Consider the following 17,906-nt stretch of genomic DNA (forward strand, 5'->3'; position numbering starts at 1 on the left):
ACTGAGTACTTCCCCTCATGTCTGCGAGCGGCCAGAACTTGTCGCAACTTAGAACCTAAAATTGTGCGTCGAAGTCCGCTGGAATCTAACCTGAAGACGCATCTATGAATCCGTTTAAACGCGAGTGGTTTACCAACGTCACTGACAGTCATCGACTGGCGACGGTCCCGGTGCTCTTTCTGCTCGGTTGCCTGACCCTTGTTGGCGTGATGTACTGGTTATCATCGACTCAGCAGCGCACTGCCGCGGCAATCAATCTGGCCGGCCGCCAGCGGATGCTGAACCAGCGACACATGAAGGAAACGATTCTGAGCGCATCGGGGGCCAAGGCTGACATCCAAAAAACCCGGCAACTGTTGCTGGATTCGTCTGTTGCGCTTCATGAGGGCGGCGACCATCCCTTTGGTTACATCGTGCATGAATCACGGCCAATGTATACACAGGCACTGCAGGACTTTGATCAGAAACTCGATGAGATCATTGGGCTGAGCGACAGCTACTTGGCGGCGAGCAAAGCTGACCCAGAAGCTGCACAGGCAATTCTTGCCAAAATGCGACCCAAGGTAGCCGAAACTCATCAAGCGGCGCACCACGTCGTGAACACGCTGGCGGACCTCTCTAAACAAGACACTCAGAAAGGCCTACAGATTGCGGTTGGGTTGGCGATCTGCATTGGACTGATCGGTGGGCTGTGGGCGATCCTCGCCAGTCGATCGCTTACCAAGCGAGTGGGACGCGTCGCGCTTGGCCTGGAACACTTGGCCGCTGTTGAATTGAACATGGTCAGCGAACAACTTCGCGAATCCGCTTCATCAACCAACAGCCAAGCGGCTGCCGCGGCGACCGCGGCTGGCCAAGTTCGTGGCAACGTGGCAAGCTTGACAGAAGCATTGTCCCAGTTTGAAATCAGTATCCGAGAGATCTCCGAGAACGTTTCTAAAGCGGTCAACATTGCCCGCGAAGCCAACGTGAAGACTCAAACTACCGATGCAACGATTCGTCGCTTAAGCGATAACAGCACGTCAATCTCTGAGGTTGTCAAAGCAATTAACAGCGTTGCCGAACAAACCAACCTGCTGGCACTCAATGCGACCATTGAAGCCGCACGGGCCGGTGAAGCAGGCAAGGGATTTGCCGTTGTGGCCAACGAAGTGAAAGAACTGGCGAAGCAAACGACGAAAGCGACCGAAGACATTGTCGAACAGATTGAACGCATTCGCTGCGATACTGACGATGCGGTCAACGACATCGCCGTCGTCCAAGAGGTGATCAGCGAGATTAATGAAAGCCAGGATGCGATTGCGGCTGCGATTGAAGAACAGACCCGCATGACAGAGGGCATTTCACGGGACATCCGTGAGGTCTCCTGCGGCGCAGACGACATCTTCGCCAGTGTCTCCAGCGTCACCAACGCCGCCGAAACCACCTCGGAGTCCTCCGAACAAACGCGTCAAAAGGCGAACATGATTCTGACCACCGCCTCTAGACTGCTTGAGATGGTAGGCATGAAAAAGCAAAGCCGCGAGAGCATCGCGGCTTAGCAGAATCATCAGCGGCACTCAGGCCGCTTGCAGGGCGCTGACCAGAGACTGGCCAGACATTGAGATCAGTCTTTACTTGGCTGCGGATTTAGCAGCGGGTTTAGCAGCGGGTTTAGCAGCTGGTCGCTTGCGGTTGCGAGGTTTGGGAGCGATGTCCGTATCCTCGGGCACGCCAAACTGCTTCTGGGCGTCAACCAATTGTTTGGCCAACTTGGCCTGCACCTGCTTGTAGTCCGAGCTGCCATAGACGCTTTGCAGTTCGTTGGGATCTTTATCCAGGTCGAACAGTTCCCAGTCGTCGAGCTTCTTTCCTTGCAAGGCATAGTAGCGAATGAGCTTGTGCTTGCCATCTGTCACGCCATAGTGACGCGCGACGTTATGAGCCCCTGGGTTTTCGTAGTAGTGGTAATAGAACACGCTGCGCCAATCAGCGGGTGTTTTGCCTTTAAACAAGGAAACCAAAGATCGCCCCTGCATATCGGCCGGCACTTCGACGCTGGCGAGGTCCAAGAATGTCTCGGCAAAGTCCAGATTAGAAACGATGTCTTTGTTGATCGAACCTGGGGCAACAACGCCAGGCCAGCGAACCAGCAATGGCGTTCGCAACGACTCTTCGTACATCCATCGCTTGTCGTACCAGCCATGTTCACCCAAGTACCAACCTTGATCTGAGGAATAGATCACGATGGTATTTTCGGCCAACCCACTTTCATCCAAATAATCCAGGACTTCACCAATCCCATCGTCAACGCTTTTCACGCATCGCAAATAATCTTTCACGTAGCGCTGGTACTTCCATTTGATGACTTCCTCTTCGGTCATTGAATCCTTGGCGGCGAGGTAAGCTTCATTCTTGGGGCCGTAAGCGGCATCCCAGACCTTCTTTTGCTCGGCATTCATGTTGCCATAGCCCGTCAGCTTGAGGTCATTGGCGTTCAAGTGATCGCGGACGGTCATTTGCTGGGCCGCGGCAGCTTGTGTGCGTCCCTGATAATCGTCCCACAAGGTTTCCGGCTCGGGGATATTCACGTCATCAAGCCAGTTCAGGTACTTGGGCTCGGGACGCCAGTTACGGTGAGGCGCTTTGTGCTGGTACATCACCATGAACGGACGCTTTGGATCACGATCGTTCTTCAACCAATCAAGTGTTTTCTCGGTGATGATCCGGGTGGTGTACCCGGTGTGAGGTCGAGTGACAGGCTTGCCATCCGCACCCGCCGTGATCATCGGTGGATTGTAGTACGGACCCTGTCCCTTTAAGACATCAAAGTAATCGTATCCCTGAGGTGTGGTGGCAAGGTGCCACTTTCCAATGACCGCCGTCTGGTAGCCTGCTTTCTGAAGCAACTTGGGAAAAGTCTGCTGATCTCCGTTGAAGCGATTGCCATTGCGAATGAAGCCATTCAAGTGGCTGTACTTTCCGGTTTGAATCACCGCTCGACTTGGACCACAAATGCCATTGGTGACATAACAGCGGTCGAATCGCATTCCCTCGCGGGCGATGCGATCCATATTGGGCGTGGTGATCCGAGTCGGATCGTAAGCACTCAAGGCTTGCGTGCAATGATCATCGGTAAAGATGAAGACGATATTGGGTTGCTGACCCTGATCAGCTGCCGCCGATCGGAGCATCGATTTCGGCAAGCAAAGGGAGGCAAGTGCCACCGAAAATGCTAGTAAAGTCAGTCGAGACGCGAATGGAAAACGAGTCATTGTGGGTGATGTCGTGGGGCTGTGGGGAAAAGGAGAGACCTAGTGGCGCCGCGACTGACCGAGTCACTGAACGCCAATCCGGCTGTTAAAAGCCTAATCGTTGCCGCGACGAAGCACAAATCACGGCCGTTTTCTCTGGCAAACGATGGCTCTCAAGCGACCCAGACTGGAGGCTGAGGCCATTTTTTCGGATTTTAGCGGACTGCCGTGGATTTCGGGATCAATCACAGCCACGTCTGCCGGGTGGCAACTAAACTTGTCGGCAAGACTTAAAATAGAAATGGATTGTGTCTCTTGCCCTGACTTCTGGGCGGCGTCCGGCCGCAACAGTTGACTTCCCACCTCATTCACCTCACCTGGATTCGCTCAACGAAATGTCTGTTCATCGCTTCGCCTCGCTCCGGCGCTACTGCATGGCCTTGGCCGCATTCACGATCGCGCCTGCGATCTTCGGTAACCTTGCGTTTGCTCAATACAGCAACAAATCAGGCAAAGGACCGGCTTACGTGAGCCCGCCGGAAAATGATCCAAACTACGCACTGATGGGCGAGTTCGCTGGCAGCATTGAAGTCCGTGACGCAGAAGGCAAGAAAGAGAACCAACGCTTTGCACTGCAAATCCGAGCCGTCGCTGGTGACCGATTTGAAGCCCGAGCATTTCATGGTGGCTTACCCGGCGAAGCCAGCCACCAAAGCGAAGCGATGTCGCTGATCGGATTGCGATCCGGTGAATCACTGGTTCTCTCCGGTGCTCCCTGGGCGATCTTTGTGGATCCCAATGGTTGTTCACTCTTGGATGCCAAAGGGAATCGCGTTGGTCGTCTCAAGCGGATGCTGCGCGTCAGCCCGACTTTGGGCGCTCAGCCACCTGAAGGTGCCGCTGTGGTCTTTGACGGCACTTCGCTGGACAACCTGATCAATGGCAAAATGACCGAAACAGGTTTGCTGCAAGAAGGCTCAACAATCAGCCCCATGTTCCAAGACTTCTGCCTGCACTTGGAATTCCGAATTCCCTACATGCCACAAGCCGAAGGGCAGCAACGTGGTAACAGTGGTCTGTATCTGCAAAGCCGCTACGAGTGCCAAGTTCTGGACTCCTTTGGCACTGAAACCAAAATCGATGGACTCGGTGCCCTGTATCGAACCAAGAAAGCCGACATCAACATGGCCTTTCCACCGCTGCGTTGGCAAACCTACGACATTCACTTCACAGCTCCACGCTGGAAGTCCGACGGCACCAAGATTCGTGACATGCACATCACCAGCTGGATCAATGGAGTAAAAGTGCAAGATAACGTCGCCTTGAAAAACAAAACCGGTGCCGGGAAACAAGAAGAACCAAACCTGCTACCAACCCTGTTGCAGGATCACGGTGACCCGGTTCGCTTTCGCAACATCTGGGTGATTGATCGTGGAGTGCTCCATCACAAATTCCCCGTCTTCGCCACCGGCAAACAACGTGCTGCTGCCGCGATGCACGAATGGGATCAGCCGAAAGAACAGGAAAAGGCTGAGCCGAAACCTGAGCCAGCTGCGAAAGATGAAGCAGCTAAACCGGAAGCGGACAAGAGTTAGGTCCGCGGACGAGCAGGTTGGTGCGTGCAAGCACGGCACCCTATAAAGGCGAGGTGATTGCCATTCCGCTTAGTGGAAGCGATAGCTTGGATTGCTTTGGTCGAAGTCTTCTTCTTCCAAGCCGACGTTCACTTGCAAACGCATGTAGTTGTACTCTTCGTCAAGCACTGGCTCACCATCGGCTGACGTCGGCCAAGTCCAGGCTTTGTATCGCACTGGCATCTGCAACTGATCATCAAAGAAAACCTGAGCACGATGAAAGCGGAAGTGGTCTGCTTTCTCTGCATGCTCGATCTCGATCACCGTGCACATCGAATCGCCGAACTTGACGTTCTTGCGAATGGCGACTTGGCAATCACCATACTTGCGATCGTTCAGGCCGGTTTGAATGATTTGTCGCAATAAGTTTTCGATGCCAATCTGGCGAACCGAGTAGCGTTGTCCACGCATGGCTAATGGACCATCGGGATCAACTTTGACAGTCAAAAAGCTGGCCAAGCCACCCTGGTGCACCAACAACTTGCCGTCGTTCTTGTTCTCGACCCAAATCACTTCACGTCCTTTCACCGCCTTGGGCTGGATGAAGTCCAAGTACACGCTTAATGGCTGAACAATGTCTTGGCCCTCGGTACGACGATTCTTGATTTTCAGTTTGGCAAACTGCAATGGAGGCAGCTCACCGTCCACTCGGCAGCGTTTAACAAACACTGCGGTGTAATCGTTCACGTTCGAACGCACATGATTCAAACTATTGACCGCGATCTGCAAGGCCGAGTCAATCGGGTGCTCTGCCGTCAGTGGTCTGCCTAAAGACACGTTGTTGGCCGCGATCAACGCCTCTGGCGCTGCCGCTGTCACCAGCGTGTCCTCGGCTTGACAGTCCATCGTGGCAAACATGGAAACCGTCATGGCAAGCATGCCAAAGGCTTGACGCAGACCTGATGTCGTGTGGTGAAGTAGTTGTCGTCGCATGGTCGTCACACCAGATAAGGAGAAAAGAAAAGAGAATCGATAGGGTGAACCATGCTGCTGACTCCGGGAATGTCCTACTTCAATCAAAGCGTTGCTTCCGGAATCGAATGCATGGCGGTGGGCGTCCGCTTTCAAACTCACGCGTGACAAATCAGCACATCTGACCCATCCTGTCCCTACTTGTATCGACCTGTAGCGAAATCCCTCGCAGATTTCTAGAGATCTTTTTAAGGATTCGATTTGCTAGCAAATCAAGATTGACGTTGCCGCGGACTCATAAGTTCTCTAGTTTCGCTGGCCTATGAATCATGAATCATCTGTTCACGTTGAATCAAGCAGCTGGCGAACAGCGGATTCGAGGCTTTGGATCAACTGAATTGATCTCTAGCGGGCCTGCCATCGGATGCACGGCGACACCAGAGTTAATGGCAAGTGGGCCAGCAACCACCACCGGTAAGGAAACCAAATATGTCTGACAGCACCGCCGTCATCCTTCCTTTTCCCAAACCATCTCTCATCGAAGGGACGGTTGCCGATGGATTTGAAGCTGTCGCCCAGGCGATGAAAGACAACTTCACTGAGCGCGGTGAACGTGGCGCGGCATGCACCGTTTATTATCAGGGGCAGAAGGTTGTTGATGTATGGGGCGGGCATCGCTGCCAGGACAACCAGATGGCGTGGAACCAAGACACACTCTCGCTGTCGTTTTCCGTCACCAAGGGCATGGCTGCGGCGGCGACCGTGGTGGCATACAACGAAGGCCTTTTCGAGCTTGACGCGCCGGTTTGCGACTACTGGCCAGAGTTTGCTCACGGCGGCAAAGAAGCGATCACCGTTCGCCAGTTACTAACACACCAAGCTGGATTGGTCGGAATTAACCAGCGTTTGAACGCGGAGATTCTGGCCGACCATGATCAATTGGCAACGATTCTTGCGAAGCAGAAACCGGTTTGGCAACCGGGCAAGCAGCATGGATACCACACGCTGACGTTGGGCTGGTACCAGAACGAACTGATCCGGCGCGTCGATCCACAGGGACGCAGTCTAGGGCAGTTCTTCCAAGACGAGATCGCCCAACCATTGGGTATTGAGTTCTATATTGGACTACCTGACGACATCGCACCCGAACGTCTGACCAATGTACGTGGCTTCAACCGCTTCAAGGTGCTTGGCAATCTTGACCAGCTGCCGTGGAAGATGGTGATGTCTGGAATCCTCCCATGGTCACCGGTGGCCAAAAGTATCAACTTTCTGAGTGTCAGCAACCCAGCCACGCTGGGCAACGCAGAAATGCGTCGCGTCGAGATCCCTTCTGCGAATGGGATAGGGCAGGCAAGGGCAGTGGCCAAGGTCTATGCGGCCCTGATCGATCCACGCTCACCACTGAAGATTCATGCAGCGACGCGACGAGAGTTACTGGCGGACCCTGAGCGCCCCGTGGGTGGCAACCATGATCAGGTTCTCAAGATTGCCACTCATTACGGATTTGGCTTCTCACGGCCGAGCAACGGCTTTCCCTTTGGCAGCGATCACCAAGCCTTTGGTTGCCCTGGCGCCGGCGGTTCCTTTGGGATGGCGGATCCAACACGACAATTTAGCTTTGCCTATCTAACGGGCAAGATGAGCTTTCGCATCTTTGATGATCCCCGCGAGCGCGCCGTCCGGCAGGCTTGCAAAAAGTGCATTGATGCCCTTGAGGGGTCCACATCACAGATTGTGGCAGCCTAGGGAAGCGATCGATCGTGTTCGATCCTGTCAATCAATGATCTTGGTGAGGCGGCGGAATTCTTGGGCCGCCTGTTGCGAGCAGTTAAGCAATCTCGGCCGCCTGGCCGGAGGCTTTAGACTGGCTCGGGTTCGTTGCCATCAGCGACTTCGGGCGACTTCTTTTTGCGTTGAACGAAAAAGACCCCCAGCGGTCCAGCGAGGATCGCCGGTAACAGGACCAAGTCACCAAGCAGTGCTGCCATCAACAGAAAGAACATCAACCAAGCGAAGTGCAAAATTGGGACAAAGGTACTGAGGGCGAAGACCATCAACCCACAGGCGCAAATCAAAGAGGTGTGAACCATCGCACCAGCGCAATGCGCAAACGCTTCTCGAATCGCATCATAGCGAGTCAATCCGCGAGCGATCCCTCGCCGGAACCACGTGAGCACGTGCACCGTGTCATCCACGGCGATGCCAAGCGCGGCACTGGCGGTCATCACGGACCCGATCTGTGCGGGGATACCCATCCAGGCGATTCCGCCAAAGACCAGAATTGCAGGGAACAGGTTCGGAATCATGGTCATCGCGGTTGCGGTCACACTTCGCAAGACGAACAGCAACACGAGTGCGATGACAGCAAAGGCTACCAAGAAACTGCGATACAAATCATTCAACAGCTCTCGTTGCGCTTTGTAGATCAAGGGAATCACTCCGGTGTAGATTCCTTCGGCGCCAACATCGGCCAGCAGTGGATCCAGGGCTTTCTGGATTTGATTGGAAAACACCCCATAATCCAAATCGCCAATCGCTTCGGCGCGCACTGACACGCGCCACAGGGTGTGATCGCCATCATCGACCATCATCTTGGCCTCTCGGAATTGCGCTGCGATCCGATGGCCGTTAATAAAGGTCCGCTTGGCAATGTCTGCGATGCTGTGGCTTTTGGGTAACTCAGGAGCCAGATTGGCAGCAGAAAAGATCGCCAGCGAATCATCAAGCGATTCAATCTTGGCTTGGACAGCCGTGACAACACCGATTTGATCGACCCGATCTGGAATCACTTGATTATCGATCTTTAAGACGATTTCCAGCGGCACCATCGGGCCAATGTTCTTTTCCAACCAGCGATAGTCGGCAATCGCATCACTTGAAGGCAGGAAGCGATCCTGCAGCTTGACGGTGGACGTGATCGAGGGCAACTGTGCCGCACAGGTGAACATCAGCCCCAAACAAGCCACCGAGCACAACCAATGATGACGGATGATGGCATCAACGATGCGACGTGAGAGCCACTGAGAGCTGTCACTTTGATCCTTGCTAACACTCGACTGGCTAACAATAGGCTTGGGTGGAAACACTTGCATCAAGGCTGGCAAGAGCAAGAACAACACAACCACACCGCACGCGACGCCCAGTGCCGAGTACAAACCAAACTCTTGGATGGGATCGATCTTGCTTTGCACCAAAGAAGCCAATCCAATCGCAGTGGTCAGCGCCGCGATCACACAGGGAAACAATCCCATTTTGACGGCTCGCATCGAAGCTGGTAACGGGGAACGGGGTTCCGCTTGAGCATCACGAAAGTAGTTGACTAAGTGCACCGCCGACGAAATCGACAGGATATAGATCAACGGCGGCAACATCGTCATCAACAAATTCATTCGGCCGCCGCTGAAGTACAACACCGACAGGCCAACGATGGTGCAGTAGCCGGCAGCAAACAACACAGACAGCGCAAGTCGCAAGCTGCGTAGTCGCAAGCCGGCAACCAGCAACGTCAACAGTGCCGAGAGTCCCGCTAGCTGAAACAGCAAGCGACGACTTTCTGAGTCGATCATGGCAGCGTCCACCGTGGGACCGGCAAGCTTTAATTCAGCGGGATCGAGCTGAAACTCCTGTTCAGCGATTCGCGTCAGTTCGGCGACCGCGGCACTGCGGTCGGCCATCCCTTTCGCTGACGTCGTCAAGACGACACAGGTGGTGCGCCGATCGGGACCAATCAACACCCTTTCGAGTCGGTTGATGGCACCATTGACCGAAACATCTGATTTCGTGATCAGTTGACGCATGACGTCAACGCCGGTGCGTGACCGATCGAAGTACCCACTTTCCACAGCCAACTGTCCCAGTTGTCGCGTTTTGGGATCTTTGATCGTACAGTTCGGCCAGCTAATCACAGCGATTTCGTCAGTACCAAACTGCTCCTGGAACCAATCATAGGTATCCGTCGCGGCAAAGTTTTTGGGCAGCCATTGCCGGGGATCATTGGAGGTCGTCTTCACGGCTCCACGCGCACCATACAAGAAGACCGGCGCAAGCAATAACGCGATCAGAATGATGATTTGAGAGCGGCGTGTGACACCACGATGTTCTGAATCGGCTGGATTCATGACATCAGGGGCCCTACGAAAAAACGATGTCGCAAAATGACTACCTTATCCAAAAGCACAATGAATCTTTGATTGCCCACGATGCTGGCTTTCACAACTCAGGAACTGCGTCTAGACGGAGAATTCCAGTCGCTGTCTTGATGCCCATGATCTGGCCAAGGCATCCACTGAGAATCACGCTGAAAACATTACTGCCCATCACATTACTGCCCAGCACATTTGCTGCACTGACGAAACAGAACAACCCGATGGAACGACCAATCAAGTTACCTTCGTCGCTAAGCCTTCAAAGGCAGAACCTGACCTAGCAAACTAACACGACGGCCGATGATAGTTGAGGCCAAATGCAGGCAATGCGATTGACCAACAGAGCAGCGTGTTGATTCCACGCTGAAAGACATTCAACCAGGCGATGGCGAGGCTACTTTTTTGAATCAGCAAAACACTCTGGCAGAAAGCCAGCGGTCAGCTCAGCAAACTGTTCGGGGCATTCCCAGTTGGGAGCATGTCCACATTCGTCGATGAACTCTAAGCGAGAGCCACGAATCCGTTCACGGAAATCGTAAGCGGTGGAGACTGGAGTGATTTGGTCTTCGCTTCCCCAGACGATCATGGTGGGCAAGTCGAGATGTTCCAGCTCTTTTTCAACGGTACGATCTCGAGTCGCTCGTGACATTCGCAAGATGAAGCGAACGTAGTCACGGTCCATCACTGAGGTGTACCAATCGTCAACGAGTTCGTCGGTGACAAGTTCCTGGCGGTGAACGATTCCGCTGACGGTATCGCGAATGAATTTACGCGACGGACGAGGCCGAGAACCACCGATGGGGCTGCGTTCGAACAGACCCGCGCTACCAGCCAAAATCAAACCTTTGGCGAGACTAGGATGCTGCGCACACAGATCGATAGAGATCAAACCGCCAAGAGAATTGCCGCAAAGAACAAGGGGGCCCAAACCGAGATGCTCGATGAGCTCGGCAACATATTCGCTTAGATCACGGATCTCGTTGATCCCGCTTTCTCGACGACCCGGCATGGGATCGATTGGCAACTGCGGTGCAACCACACGGTAATCGTCGGACAGACGTTCCATGACGCAACGCCAGTGCTCGGGCGTGCCAAACAAACCATGGAGGAATAAGACGCAGTTCTCGCCAGAACCCATGTCCACAATCCGATTGGGATCGAACTGAGGTCTAGACTTGGATTGACGTCGAGTGAAACTTGATAGTAGCACGGCAATGAGGCTCTCTGAAAACTAGCTGACGTGAGGGACGATAAATATCAGCTGTTGCTAAGTCTATACGGTGTTAAGGTGCACGTCGAATCAGACAAGCAAATTCCGGCCAAATTCCGGCCAAACGGCAGCGCGACGCGTCGTACAGTCAGCGCCACTGATCCGATTTAGCAATCATCCACCCCCATTTCACGTCTGCAAGGGTGTTTCACACCTCTCACTCGCACGGAACCAGAGTGACCCCCAAAGGGTGATTTGCACCGGGTTTCCAGATGTGGAAGATTGCCTTACGCAATGCTTTCGCGACAATTCTGGTTCAGCTCCGCGATCCATCAGAAGCCAGCGAACTCGTCGCTGACACACGGTTATACCCAGAAGCCCTGACAACGCAACAAATCAGCCTCGAAAAACCGCTTGAAACCTGCGTTTGCGCTCAACAGCGTGTCAGGCGTCCGCAAAACGCCCTTCTATTGGCCAGGCTGCCAACCTTGAAATTGGGTTCAAAGGAAGGCTGATCTGGCTTAGCGATCGGACTTTTTGCCTCCCAATCGCTGTCCCAGTTCCGACAGCGAACGGAAAATCACGAAGTAGGAGGGAACCAGCAACAGCGCGAAGACCGTCGCTGCAGACATCCCTCCAACAACGGCCATCCCCACTGCAACTCGGCTTGCCGCACCAGCACCGGAGGCGACCAGCAGCGGCAAGAAACCGAGAATCGAGGACAGGGCCGTCATCATGATCGCTCGGAAACGCAACCGTCCCGCCTTCTCAGCCGCTTCCTGTTTGCTCAAACCCTGTTCAGCCAAGCTGCTGGCGAATTCAACAATCAGAATAGCATTCTTACTTGCCAAGGCAATCAAGAGCACGATCCCAATCTGCGTGTAAGTGTTGTTATCGCCACCACCGATGATCACCGCGACAACCACGCCAAACGTTGCCAGCGGCACAACAGACATCACCGCCGCGGGACTGGTCCAACTTTCGTATTGAGCAGAGAGCACCAGGAACACAAACAGAAACGCCAAACCAAAGATCAGCAGTTGACCACCGCTGGCGAGTTTTTCCTGATAAGACATCCCTGTCCATTCAAAGGAATAGGTGTCAGGTAATCGGCTGGCTGCAAGTTGCTCCATCAGCGACAACGCATCACCTGAGCTAACACCGGGCGCCGCGGAGCCGTTGATCGAGGCACTTCGATACATATTGTAACGGCGGACAACGTCCGGCCCGAAGTCTTCACGCACGGAAACCATTGCTCCCAGCGGAACCATCTCTCCCTGTTGATCACGAACATAGAGCGAAAGGATGTCTTCTCTTGAAGTTCGGAACTCTGCTTCAGCTTGTATCCGAACCTGATACGAGCGGTTGTTATAAGTAAAGTCGTTAACATAAGCGGATCCCATCGAAGCTTGCAGCGTCGAAAAGATTGCCGATAGCGGCACGCCCAACGCCAATGCCTTCGTTCGATCCACGTCAACGTACAACTGAGGCACGTTGGCTCGGAATGCGCTTGTAACGGTCGACAACCGCGATTGATCTGAAGCCGACGCAACCAAGTCTTCGGCCGCAAACTGCAATTCTTCTAAGCTGCCAGTCCCACGTTCTTGAAGTTCCATTTGGAAACCACCCGCGTTGCCCAAACCATCGATTGGAGGCGGAGTGAACGAGAACAAAATTGCATCCGGAACGTCGGCAAACGCTTGTTCCAAACGTTGCCGGATCGCAGCAACACTCTGACTGGGATCTTTGCGCTCTTCCCAGGGCTTAAGGACCAACACGGAGAAACCCACATTGGAACCGTTGTTACCACCCAGCAATGAATAGCCAGCAACGGACAACCAACTATCGATATCTGGAATCTCTTCAAAGATCGGATCTAGCTTGGCAAAGACTTCTCGTGTCCGCTGTGAGCTCGCTGCATTGGGCAACTGAACGTTTACAAAGACAACCCCCTGATCCTCGTCAGGCACAAAACCTGTGGGCAGACCGGAGTACATCCAAGCGGTCACGGTCATCAGACCCACAGTCACGACAACGACTACGGTCAACAGGCGTACCAATCGGGCGACTATCGATCCGTAAAGGTTGGTGAACTTGTCCAGCAGCGTGTTGAACCAAACAAATGGTCCGAACGTGACTTCCTTCGGTGGACGCAGCAAGACACCGCACAGTGCGGGACTGAGTGTCAAAGCGTTGATGGTACTGATGAGTACCGACCCAGAAATGGTCAATGCAAACTGCCGAAACAGTTCCCCGGTGATGCCGCCCATAAAGGCACAAGGGACAAAAACCGCCAACAAGACCAACGTGGTCGCAATGACCGGTCCGGTAATTTCACCCATCGCCTTGATCGCCGCTTCTTTGGGCGCAAGTCCGTCTGCCAAGTGCCGCGAACAGTTCTCCACCACAACGATCGCGTCATCGACCACGATGCCAATCGCGAGAACAATTCCAAACAATGACAGCATGTTCAGCGAGAACCCAATGCCCTGCATGATGGCAAGGGTACCGATCAGCGAGACAGGAATGGCAATCACGGGAATCAATGCCGCACGCCAATCTTGCAAGAACAAATAAATCACCGCGACGACCAGAACAATGGCGGTAATCAGAGTGACATAGACTTCGTTGATCGATGCGGTGACGAACTTGGTGGCGTCATACTGGACGCGGTACTCGACGCCCTTTGGCCAAGTTGCTTGAGCTTGGAGCTCACTGAGCTTGTTGGAGACCAAATCGGCGGTCTCCAACGCGTTGGCACCCGGCAGCTGATAAATCGCGATGACCGCCGCTTCACCGCCTTTATAGGTACTGTTGTTGGTGTAAACCTGTGCCCCAAGTTCAATCCTGGCGATATCGCCAAGGGTCAGTTCTTGGCCGGGACCATCACTGCGAATGATGATGTCTTCGAACTGCGATGCCTCGCGGAAACGGCCTTGAGCGTTAATGGTCAGTTCGAAAGCGGTTCCTTTGGGAGCCGGTTCACCGCCCAAGGTTCCCCCGGCCAGCTGGATGTTCTGGACTGCGATTGCATTGACCACATCGTCGGTGGTCACTCCGCGTTGGTCCAACTTGCGCGGATCGAGCCAAATCCGCATGCTGTAGTCACCGGCACCAAAAACAGTTACGTCACCAACACCGGCCAAACGCGCTATTTCGTCCTTCAGCTCCAAACCATAGTTGCTTAAGAACAGGCTATTGAACTGACCATCGGGCGAATTGAGCGTGATGAACTGCAAGGTCTGCGTCGATCGCTTGGCCGTTGTCACGCCTTGGGCGCGAACTTCCTGCGGCAGCCTTGGTTCTGCCTTTGCAACCAGGTTCTGCACCATCACCGTGGCGATATCAATGTCCATCGCCAAGTCAAACGTGATCGTTAATGTGTATGACCCGTCATTGCCGCTGGTCGACGACATGTACAGCATGCCTTCGACGCCGTTAACGGCTTGCTCGATGGGTGTCGCCACGGTTTCCGCAACCGTCGAGGCAGCAGCACCGGGATAGATCGCTGAGACCTGTACCGTTGGCGGAGTGATGGGTGGGAACTTTTCGACGGGCAAAGCGCCGAAAGAGACGAGTCCTGCAACGATGATCACAATGGAGATCACGGTCGCAAAAATGGGTCGTTTAATGAAAAATACAGACATTGTCTGACTGGACCGCGAAAGGATGGAGATTTATAGAAATGGCAGTGAAAGAAACGACAATCAACGAATCTCTATGACTTCTCTGCCTCTGCGGGTTTAGCATCGGATTGCTCGTCGGTTCGGTCAGGGGTCGATGGTGTTGGGGGGCTGATCACTGCATCAGCTTGCTGGCCCTTGTCCGCGTCACCGTTTTCCTTCTGGTCCTCGTCATATCGCACTCTTAAATCGACATTCAGCATGGGCGCGGAGTCTGTCGACAGCACAATTGTTTCGGGGGTCACTGGCTGACCGGGGCGAGCCTTTTGCAGACCATCGGTGACAATCCGTTCGTCTTTGCTCAACCCTTCGCTGACGATTGCCCAGCCGTCAATCAGATGGCTGATTTCAACCTGTTTCCGCTGCACCACGTCTTCTTTGTTTAGGGCCAGCACTGCCGTGCCCAGCTGGCTTCTCAAGATCGCCCGTTCGGGAATCAGAATCACATCGCGCTGACGAGTCAAGGGAACTCGAATCAGCACGAACATACCGCTAACCAGGTCGGCGCCTTCGTTATCGAACAGCGCTCGCAGTGGCAACGTACCGGTGTCGATCTCGACGCCGGTCGGTGCGGCGTATTCCAGCCGACCCATGATCCAATTCTCCTCTTTGTCTCGACGAATATAAACCGGGATGTTTGCCAACATCTCCGGGGTCATCTTTTTGACTTCACCGGGTGACCGTGCCCGCATCAGGCGTAACAACATGCTGTCGCTAATGCTGAAATTTACGAACATCTTGCTGGAGTTGACCACGGTGGCCAGCGAATCACCTTCCTTGACGAGGTTGCCAAGCTTGACCGTTGTTTTGGTTACAACGCCACTGATCGGTGCACGAACTTTGGTGTAGCGAACATCAAGCTTGGCTCGTTCAAGATCCGCTTCGGCTTGTTGAATTTGCGCGCTCGCCTGTTCGATGCCTGCTTTCTCGGCGCCAACCTTTGCGTTGGCTGACTCCAAAGCTGCGACGGCTTCGTCATAAACAGACTGTGATCCCGCTCCCGATTCCAGCAATCGCTTTTCTCGACCAAACGTTCGATCCGCGTTGGTCTGATCTGCTTTGGCCGTATCGAGTGCAGCTCGGGCGACTTCCAATGAAGCTCGCGCGGCAGCCAGGGTGGCCTCGGCCGCTGCTTCGGTGGCGAGATAAAAGTCGGGCTCGATGTTGTACAGAATGTCACCTTTTCCGTCCTCGCCACCATCCATCGAGATTTGCTGGCCGGGCTGAAAGAGGATCTGCTGCACAAAGCCCTGCACGCGAGCCCTGACCTCTGCGTCTTCCGTCGGTTCGGTACTACCGGTTTCCTCGATGAATAATGTGACGTCTTGGGTGACAGGAAGACCAACTTTGACCTTCGGCGGCGGCGGGGCAACATAGGCATTGTCCTCTCGCTTGTCGCAACCAGCAGCAACCAGCAGTAGGCCACACAATAGGCTAACCAGACTCGTCTTGGATCGCCAAAACGACTGCTGAGCTGCTTCGGTCTTCGTTGATTGCCGATTGCGAGTGAATCGCGATCTCTGATGGATGTCCATTCTTTCTCTATTTCCGAGAGGCTAAATTGCGAGTCGATTAGGTTGCCAGACTGAACGGATGCCGGCGAAGGTTGCGACCAAGCGATCATTCTTCCAGGCAAACAGCTTGCCTGGCGAACAACCGCTTCCGAAGAGGTTAAGGTAAAGCGAGCCGTAATGCGATGTAGGGTGCGATATTGAACACCAGGGTCAGAAGCTTGAACATCGCTAGGTAACGAAAGTATTCTCGATCCAAGTCCGTTTCATCAAGGTTGAACCAGCGGCGATGAATCTTCTGCACCCAGAGCCGAAAGTTGATCAACATCACCGTCGCGTACAACAGAAAGGCGATATTGATCATGCAGCACCAGCCCAGCGCCGTTGTCATGGTTTGCAGCGTTTCCATTGCGTTCTCCTTTTGATGACTGATTCTATGCTGAACGATAGCGATCGGTCGTGTTCAATGGTGAATTGACGGAGCGATTTGCGGAACAAGATCGAGGGACGATCTGCTTTAACGGCTGACTTTGCGAACCGCACCGGGGACGAATCCGGGGTACTGCCTCATCGCGCTGCGTTTTGCATCTTCGCTGTTTCGCCCTGGCATGATGACCCAGCCGGGAGCCGAGGGATTGCCCGCTTGCGGATACATGGTGACTTCCCAGTAGCTAAATAGCCCGGCGTTGACGGCATTGAAGGCCATGTTTGCGCGTGCGATCTCGTTGGCCATCTGCTGCTGGCTTTGCAGCGCCGCGGCGGTGGACTGCAAGCGAAACGCTTCGTCGCTGCGGAGCGAATCATCTTGGGGTGCGCCAACCCATTCCTCCCAGCCAGCTTTCAATAGCTTGGCATCTTGATCGGCGAACAACGAAAACGGCACCAGATATTCCTCGCCGTCGGATTGCTCCAACAAGACACCTTGAACTCGCATCACCAACGGCTTGGCTCCTTGTCGTTCAATCCAGCCCTGCAGATCCATGTCTGTTGGCTGGTCCAGTTGCCCCTGAGCAGCCATGGTCCGCTGCAAGATCACTTTGTAAGCATCAGGCATGTTGTCGTACAGCCGATCATTGACGAACAGTTTTCCGCGTCGGACACTCAGCTGAATATCGCGTTGGTCGTAATCGACCGCTCGACCGACAACCTCAAACCCGGATTTTGTTTTCCAGACTTGTTTGCCTTGTAGGGTTTGTTGCGACTGCTTCAATGCCTCTTGGCTCTTGAGAAACCGCTGATCGACCTCGGACAGATCTTTGATTTCATACATCCCAAGCTGACCATCTTTTCGCCGCAAAACGACTTGCTCGTCATTGAACGCGAACAGCTCGGCTTCGAAAACGAGCTTTCCTGTTTTGTCGGACCACAGCCTGGCATCGGCGGTTCCCAGCATGACGCCTGCACACAGGACGGCTAGGATCAGCCTTGAGATTGGATTTATCACTCTTGTCTCCGGTCAATAATATCGGGTCAACCTGTTGTTCTGTCGCTGCACCCTGACTGTGTGGGCATTTCAGTCACTCAATCGGTTTCGCCGCGTGAGCATCTGCAAATGATCATCTGTATCGTATCTTA

Annotated in this window: 12 protein-coding genes; 4 read left to right on the forward strand and 8 right to left on the reverse strand. The window is 53.9% G+C overall.

The genetic code is table 11. From position 1 onward, the window contains the following. Positions 1 to 104 precede the first annotated feature (104 nt). Positions 105 to 1,541: a methyl-accepting chemotaxis protein gene (locus tag SV7mr_RS24820; RefSeq protein ID WP_145277762.1), complete on the forward strand. Its 1,437-nt coding sequence runs from the start codon at positions 105 to 107 to the stop codon at positions 1,539 to 1,541. A 72-nt stretch (positions 1,542 to 1,613) separates the two neighbouring features. Here SV7mr_RS24820 and SV7mr_RS24825 read toward each other — a convergent pair whose 3' ends face one another. Continuing rightward, on the reverse strand, positions 1,614 to 3,206 hold the full coding sequence (locus SV7mr_RS24825; protein WP_473163664.1) for a sulfatase family protein: 1,593 nt from the start codon (positions 3,204 to 3,206) through the stop codon (positions 1,614 to 1,616). Between the two features lie 422 nt (positions 3,207 to 3,628). Here SV7mr_RS24825 and SV7mr_RS24830 point away from each other — a divergent pair, with 422 nt between their 5' ends. Beyond that, positions 3,629 to 4,828, forward strand: a complete 1,200-nt coding sequence (locus SV7mr_RS24830) for a 3-keto-disaccharide hydrolase (RefSeq protein WP_145277766.1) — start codon at positions 3,629 to 3,631, stop codon at positions 4,826 to 4,828. Positions 4,829 to 4,897: 69 nt separating this feature from the next. Here the strand turns inward: SV7mr_RS24830 and SV7mr_RS24835 are convergent, their stop codons facing one another. Continuing rightward, positions 4,898 to 5,800: a DUF1571 domain-containing protein gene (locus SV7mr_RS24835; RefSeq protein WP_145277768.1), complete on the reverse strand. Its 903-nt coding sequence runs from the start codon at positions 5,798 to 5,800 to the stop codon at positions 4,898 to 4,900. Positions 5,801 to 6,108: 308 nt separating this feature from the next. Here SV7mr_RS24835 and SV7mr_RS25870 point away from each other — a divergent pair, with 308 nt between their 5' ends. Then, on the forward strand, positions 6,109 to 6,276 hold the full coding sequence (locus SV7mr_RS25870; protein WP_419187900.1) for a hypothetical protein: 168 nt from the start codon (positions 6,109 to 6,111) through the stop codon (positions 6,274 to 6,276). Further along, complete coding sequence (locus tag SV7mr_RS24840; protein WP_145277769.1) at positions 6,269 to 7,528, forward strand: serine hydrolase domain-containing protein; 1,260 nt, start codon at positions 6,269 to 6,271, stop codon at positions 7,526 to 7,528. The genes SV7mr_RS25870 and SV7mr_RS24840 overlap by 8 nt, the downstream gene beginning before the upstream one ends. 113 nt (positions 7,529 to 7,641) lie before the next feature. On the opposite strand, the gene SV7mr_RS24845 is transcribed toward SV7mr_RS24840, so the two are convergent. The 6 genes from SV7mr_RS24845 to SV7mr_RS24870 all read right to left on the reverse strand — a co-directional run bounded on the left by SV7mr_RS24845 (position 7,642) and on the right by SV7mr_RS24870 (position 17,775). Further along, positions 7,642 to 9,900, reverse strand: coding sequence for an efflux RND transporter permease subunit (locus SV7mr_RS24845; protein WP_145277771.1), 2,259 nt, complete (start codon positions 9,898 to 9,900; stop codon positions 7,642 to 7,644). Positions 9,901 to 10,321: 421 nt separating this feature from the next. Continuing rightward, a complete protein-coding gene (locus SV7mr_RS24850; RefSeq protein WP_145277773.1) occupies positions 10,322 to 11,137 on the reverse strand; it encodes an alpha/beta fold hydrolase in 816 nt (271 codons plus the stop codon). Positions 11,138 to 11,658: 521 nt separating this feature from the next. After that, a complete protein-coding gene (locus SV7mr_RS24855) occupies positions 11,659 to 14,784 on the reverse strand; it encodes an efflux RND transporter permease subunit (RefSeq protein WP_145277775.1) in 3,126 nt (1,041 codons plus the stop codon). 71 nt (positions 14,785 to 14,855) lie between these two features. Further along, a complete protein-coding gene (locus SV7mr_RS24860; protein ID WP_145277777.1) occupies positions 14,856 to 16,355 on the reverse strand; it encodes an efflux RND transporter periplasmic adaptor subunit in 1,500 nt (499 codons plus the stop codon). 136 nt (positions 16,356 to 16,491) lie between these two features. After that, the gene (locus SV7mr_RS24865; RefSeq protein WP_145277779.1) at positions 16,492 to 16,740 is read right to left on the reverse strand and encodes a DUF6868 family protein; all 249 of its coding nucleotides are present in this window, start codon (positions 16,738 to 16,740) and stop codon (positions 16,492 to 16,494) included. A 108-nt stretch (positions 16,741 to 16,848) separates the two neighbouring features. After that, positions 16,849 to 17,775 carry an SHD1 domain-containing protein gene (locus SV7mr_RS24870; RefSeq protein ID WP_145277781.1) on the reverse strand — a complete coding sequence of 309 codons (927 nt, stop codon included), beginning with the start codon at positions 17,773 to 17,775 and terminating at the stop codon, positions 16,849 to 16,851. Positions 17,776 to 17,906 lie beyond the last annotated feature (131 nt).

The sequence above is a fragment of the Stieleria bergensis genome, assembly GCA_007745635.1.
Lineage (GTDB): Bacteria > Planctomycetota > Planctomycetia > Pirellulales > Pirellulaceae > Stieleria > Stieleria bergensis.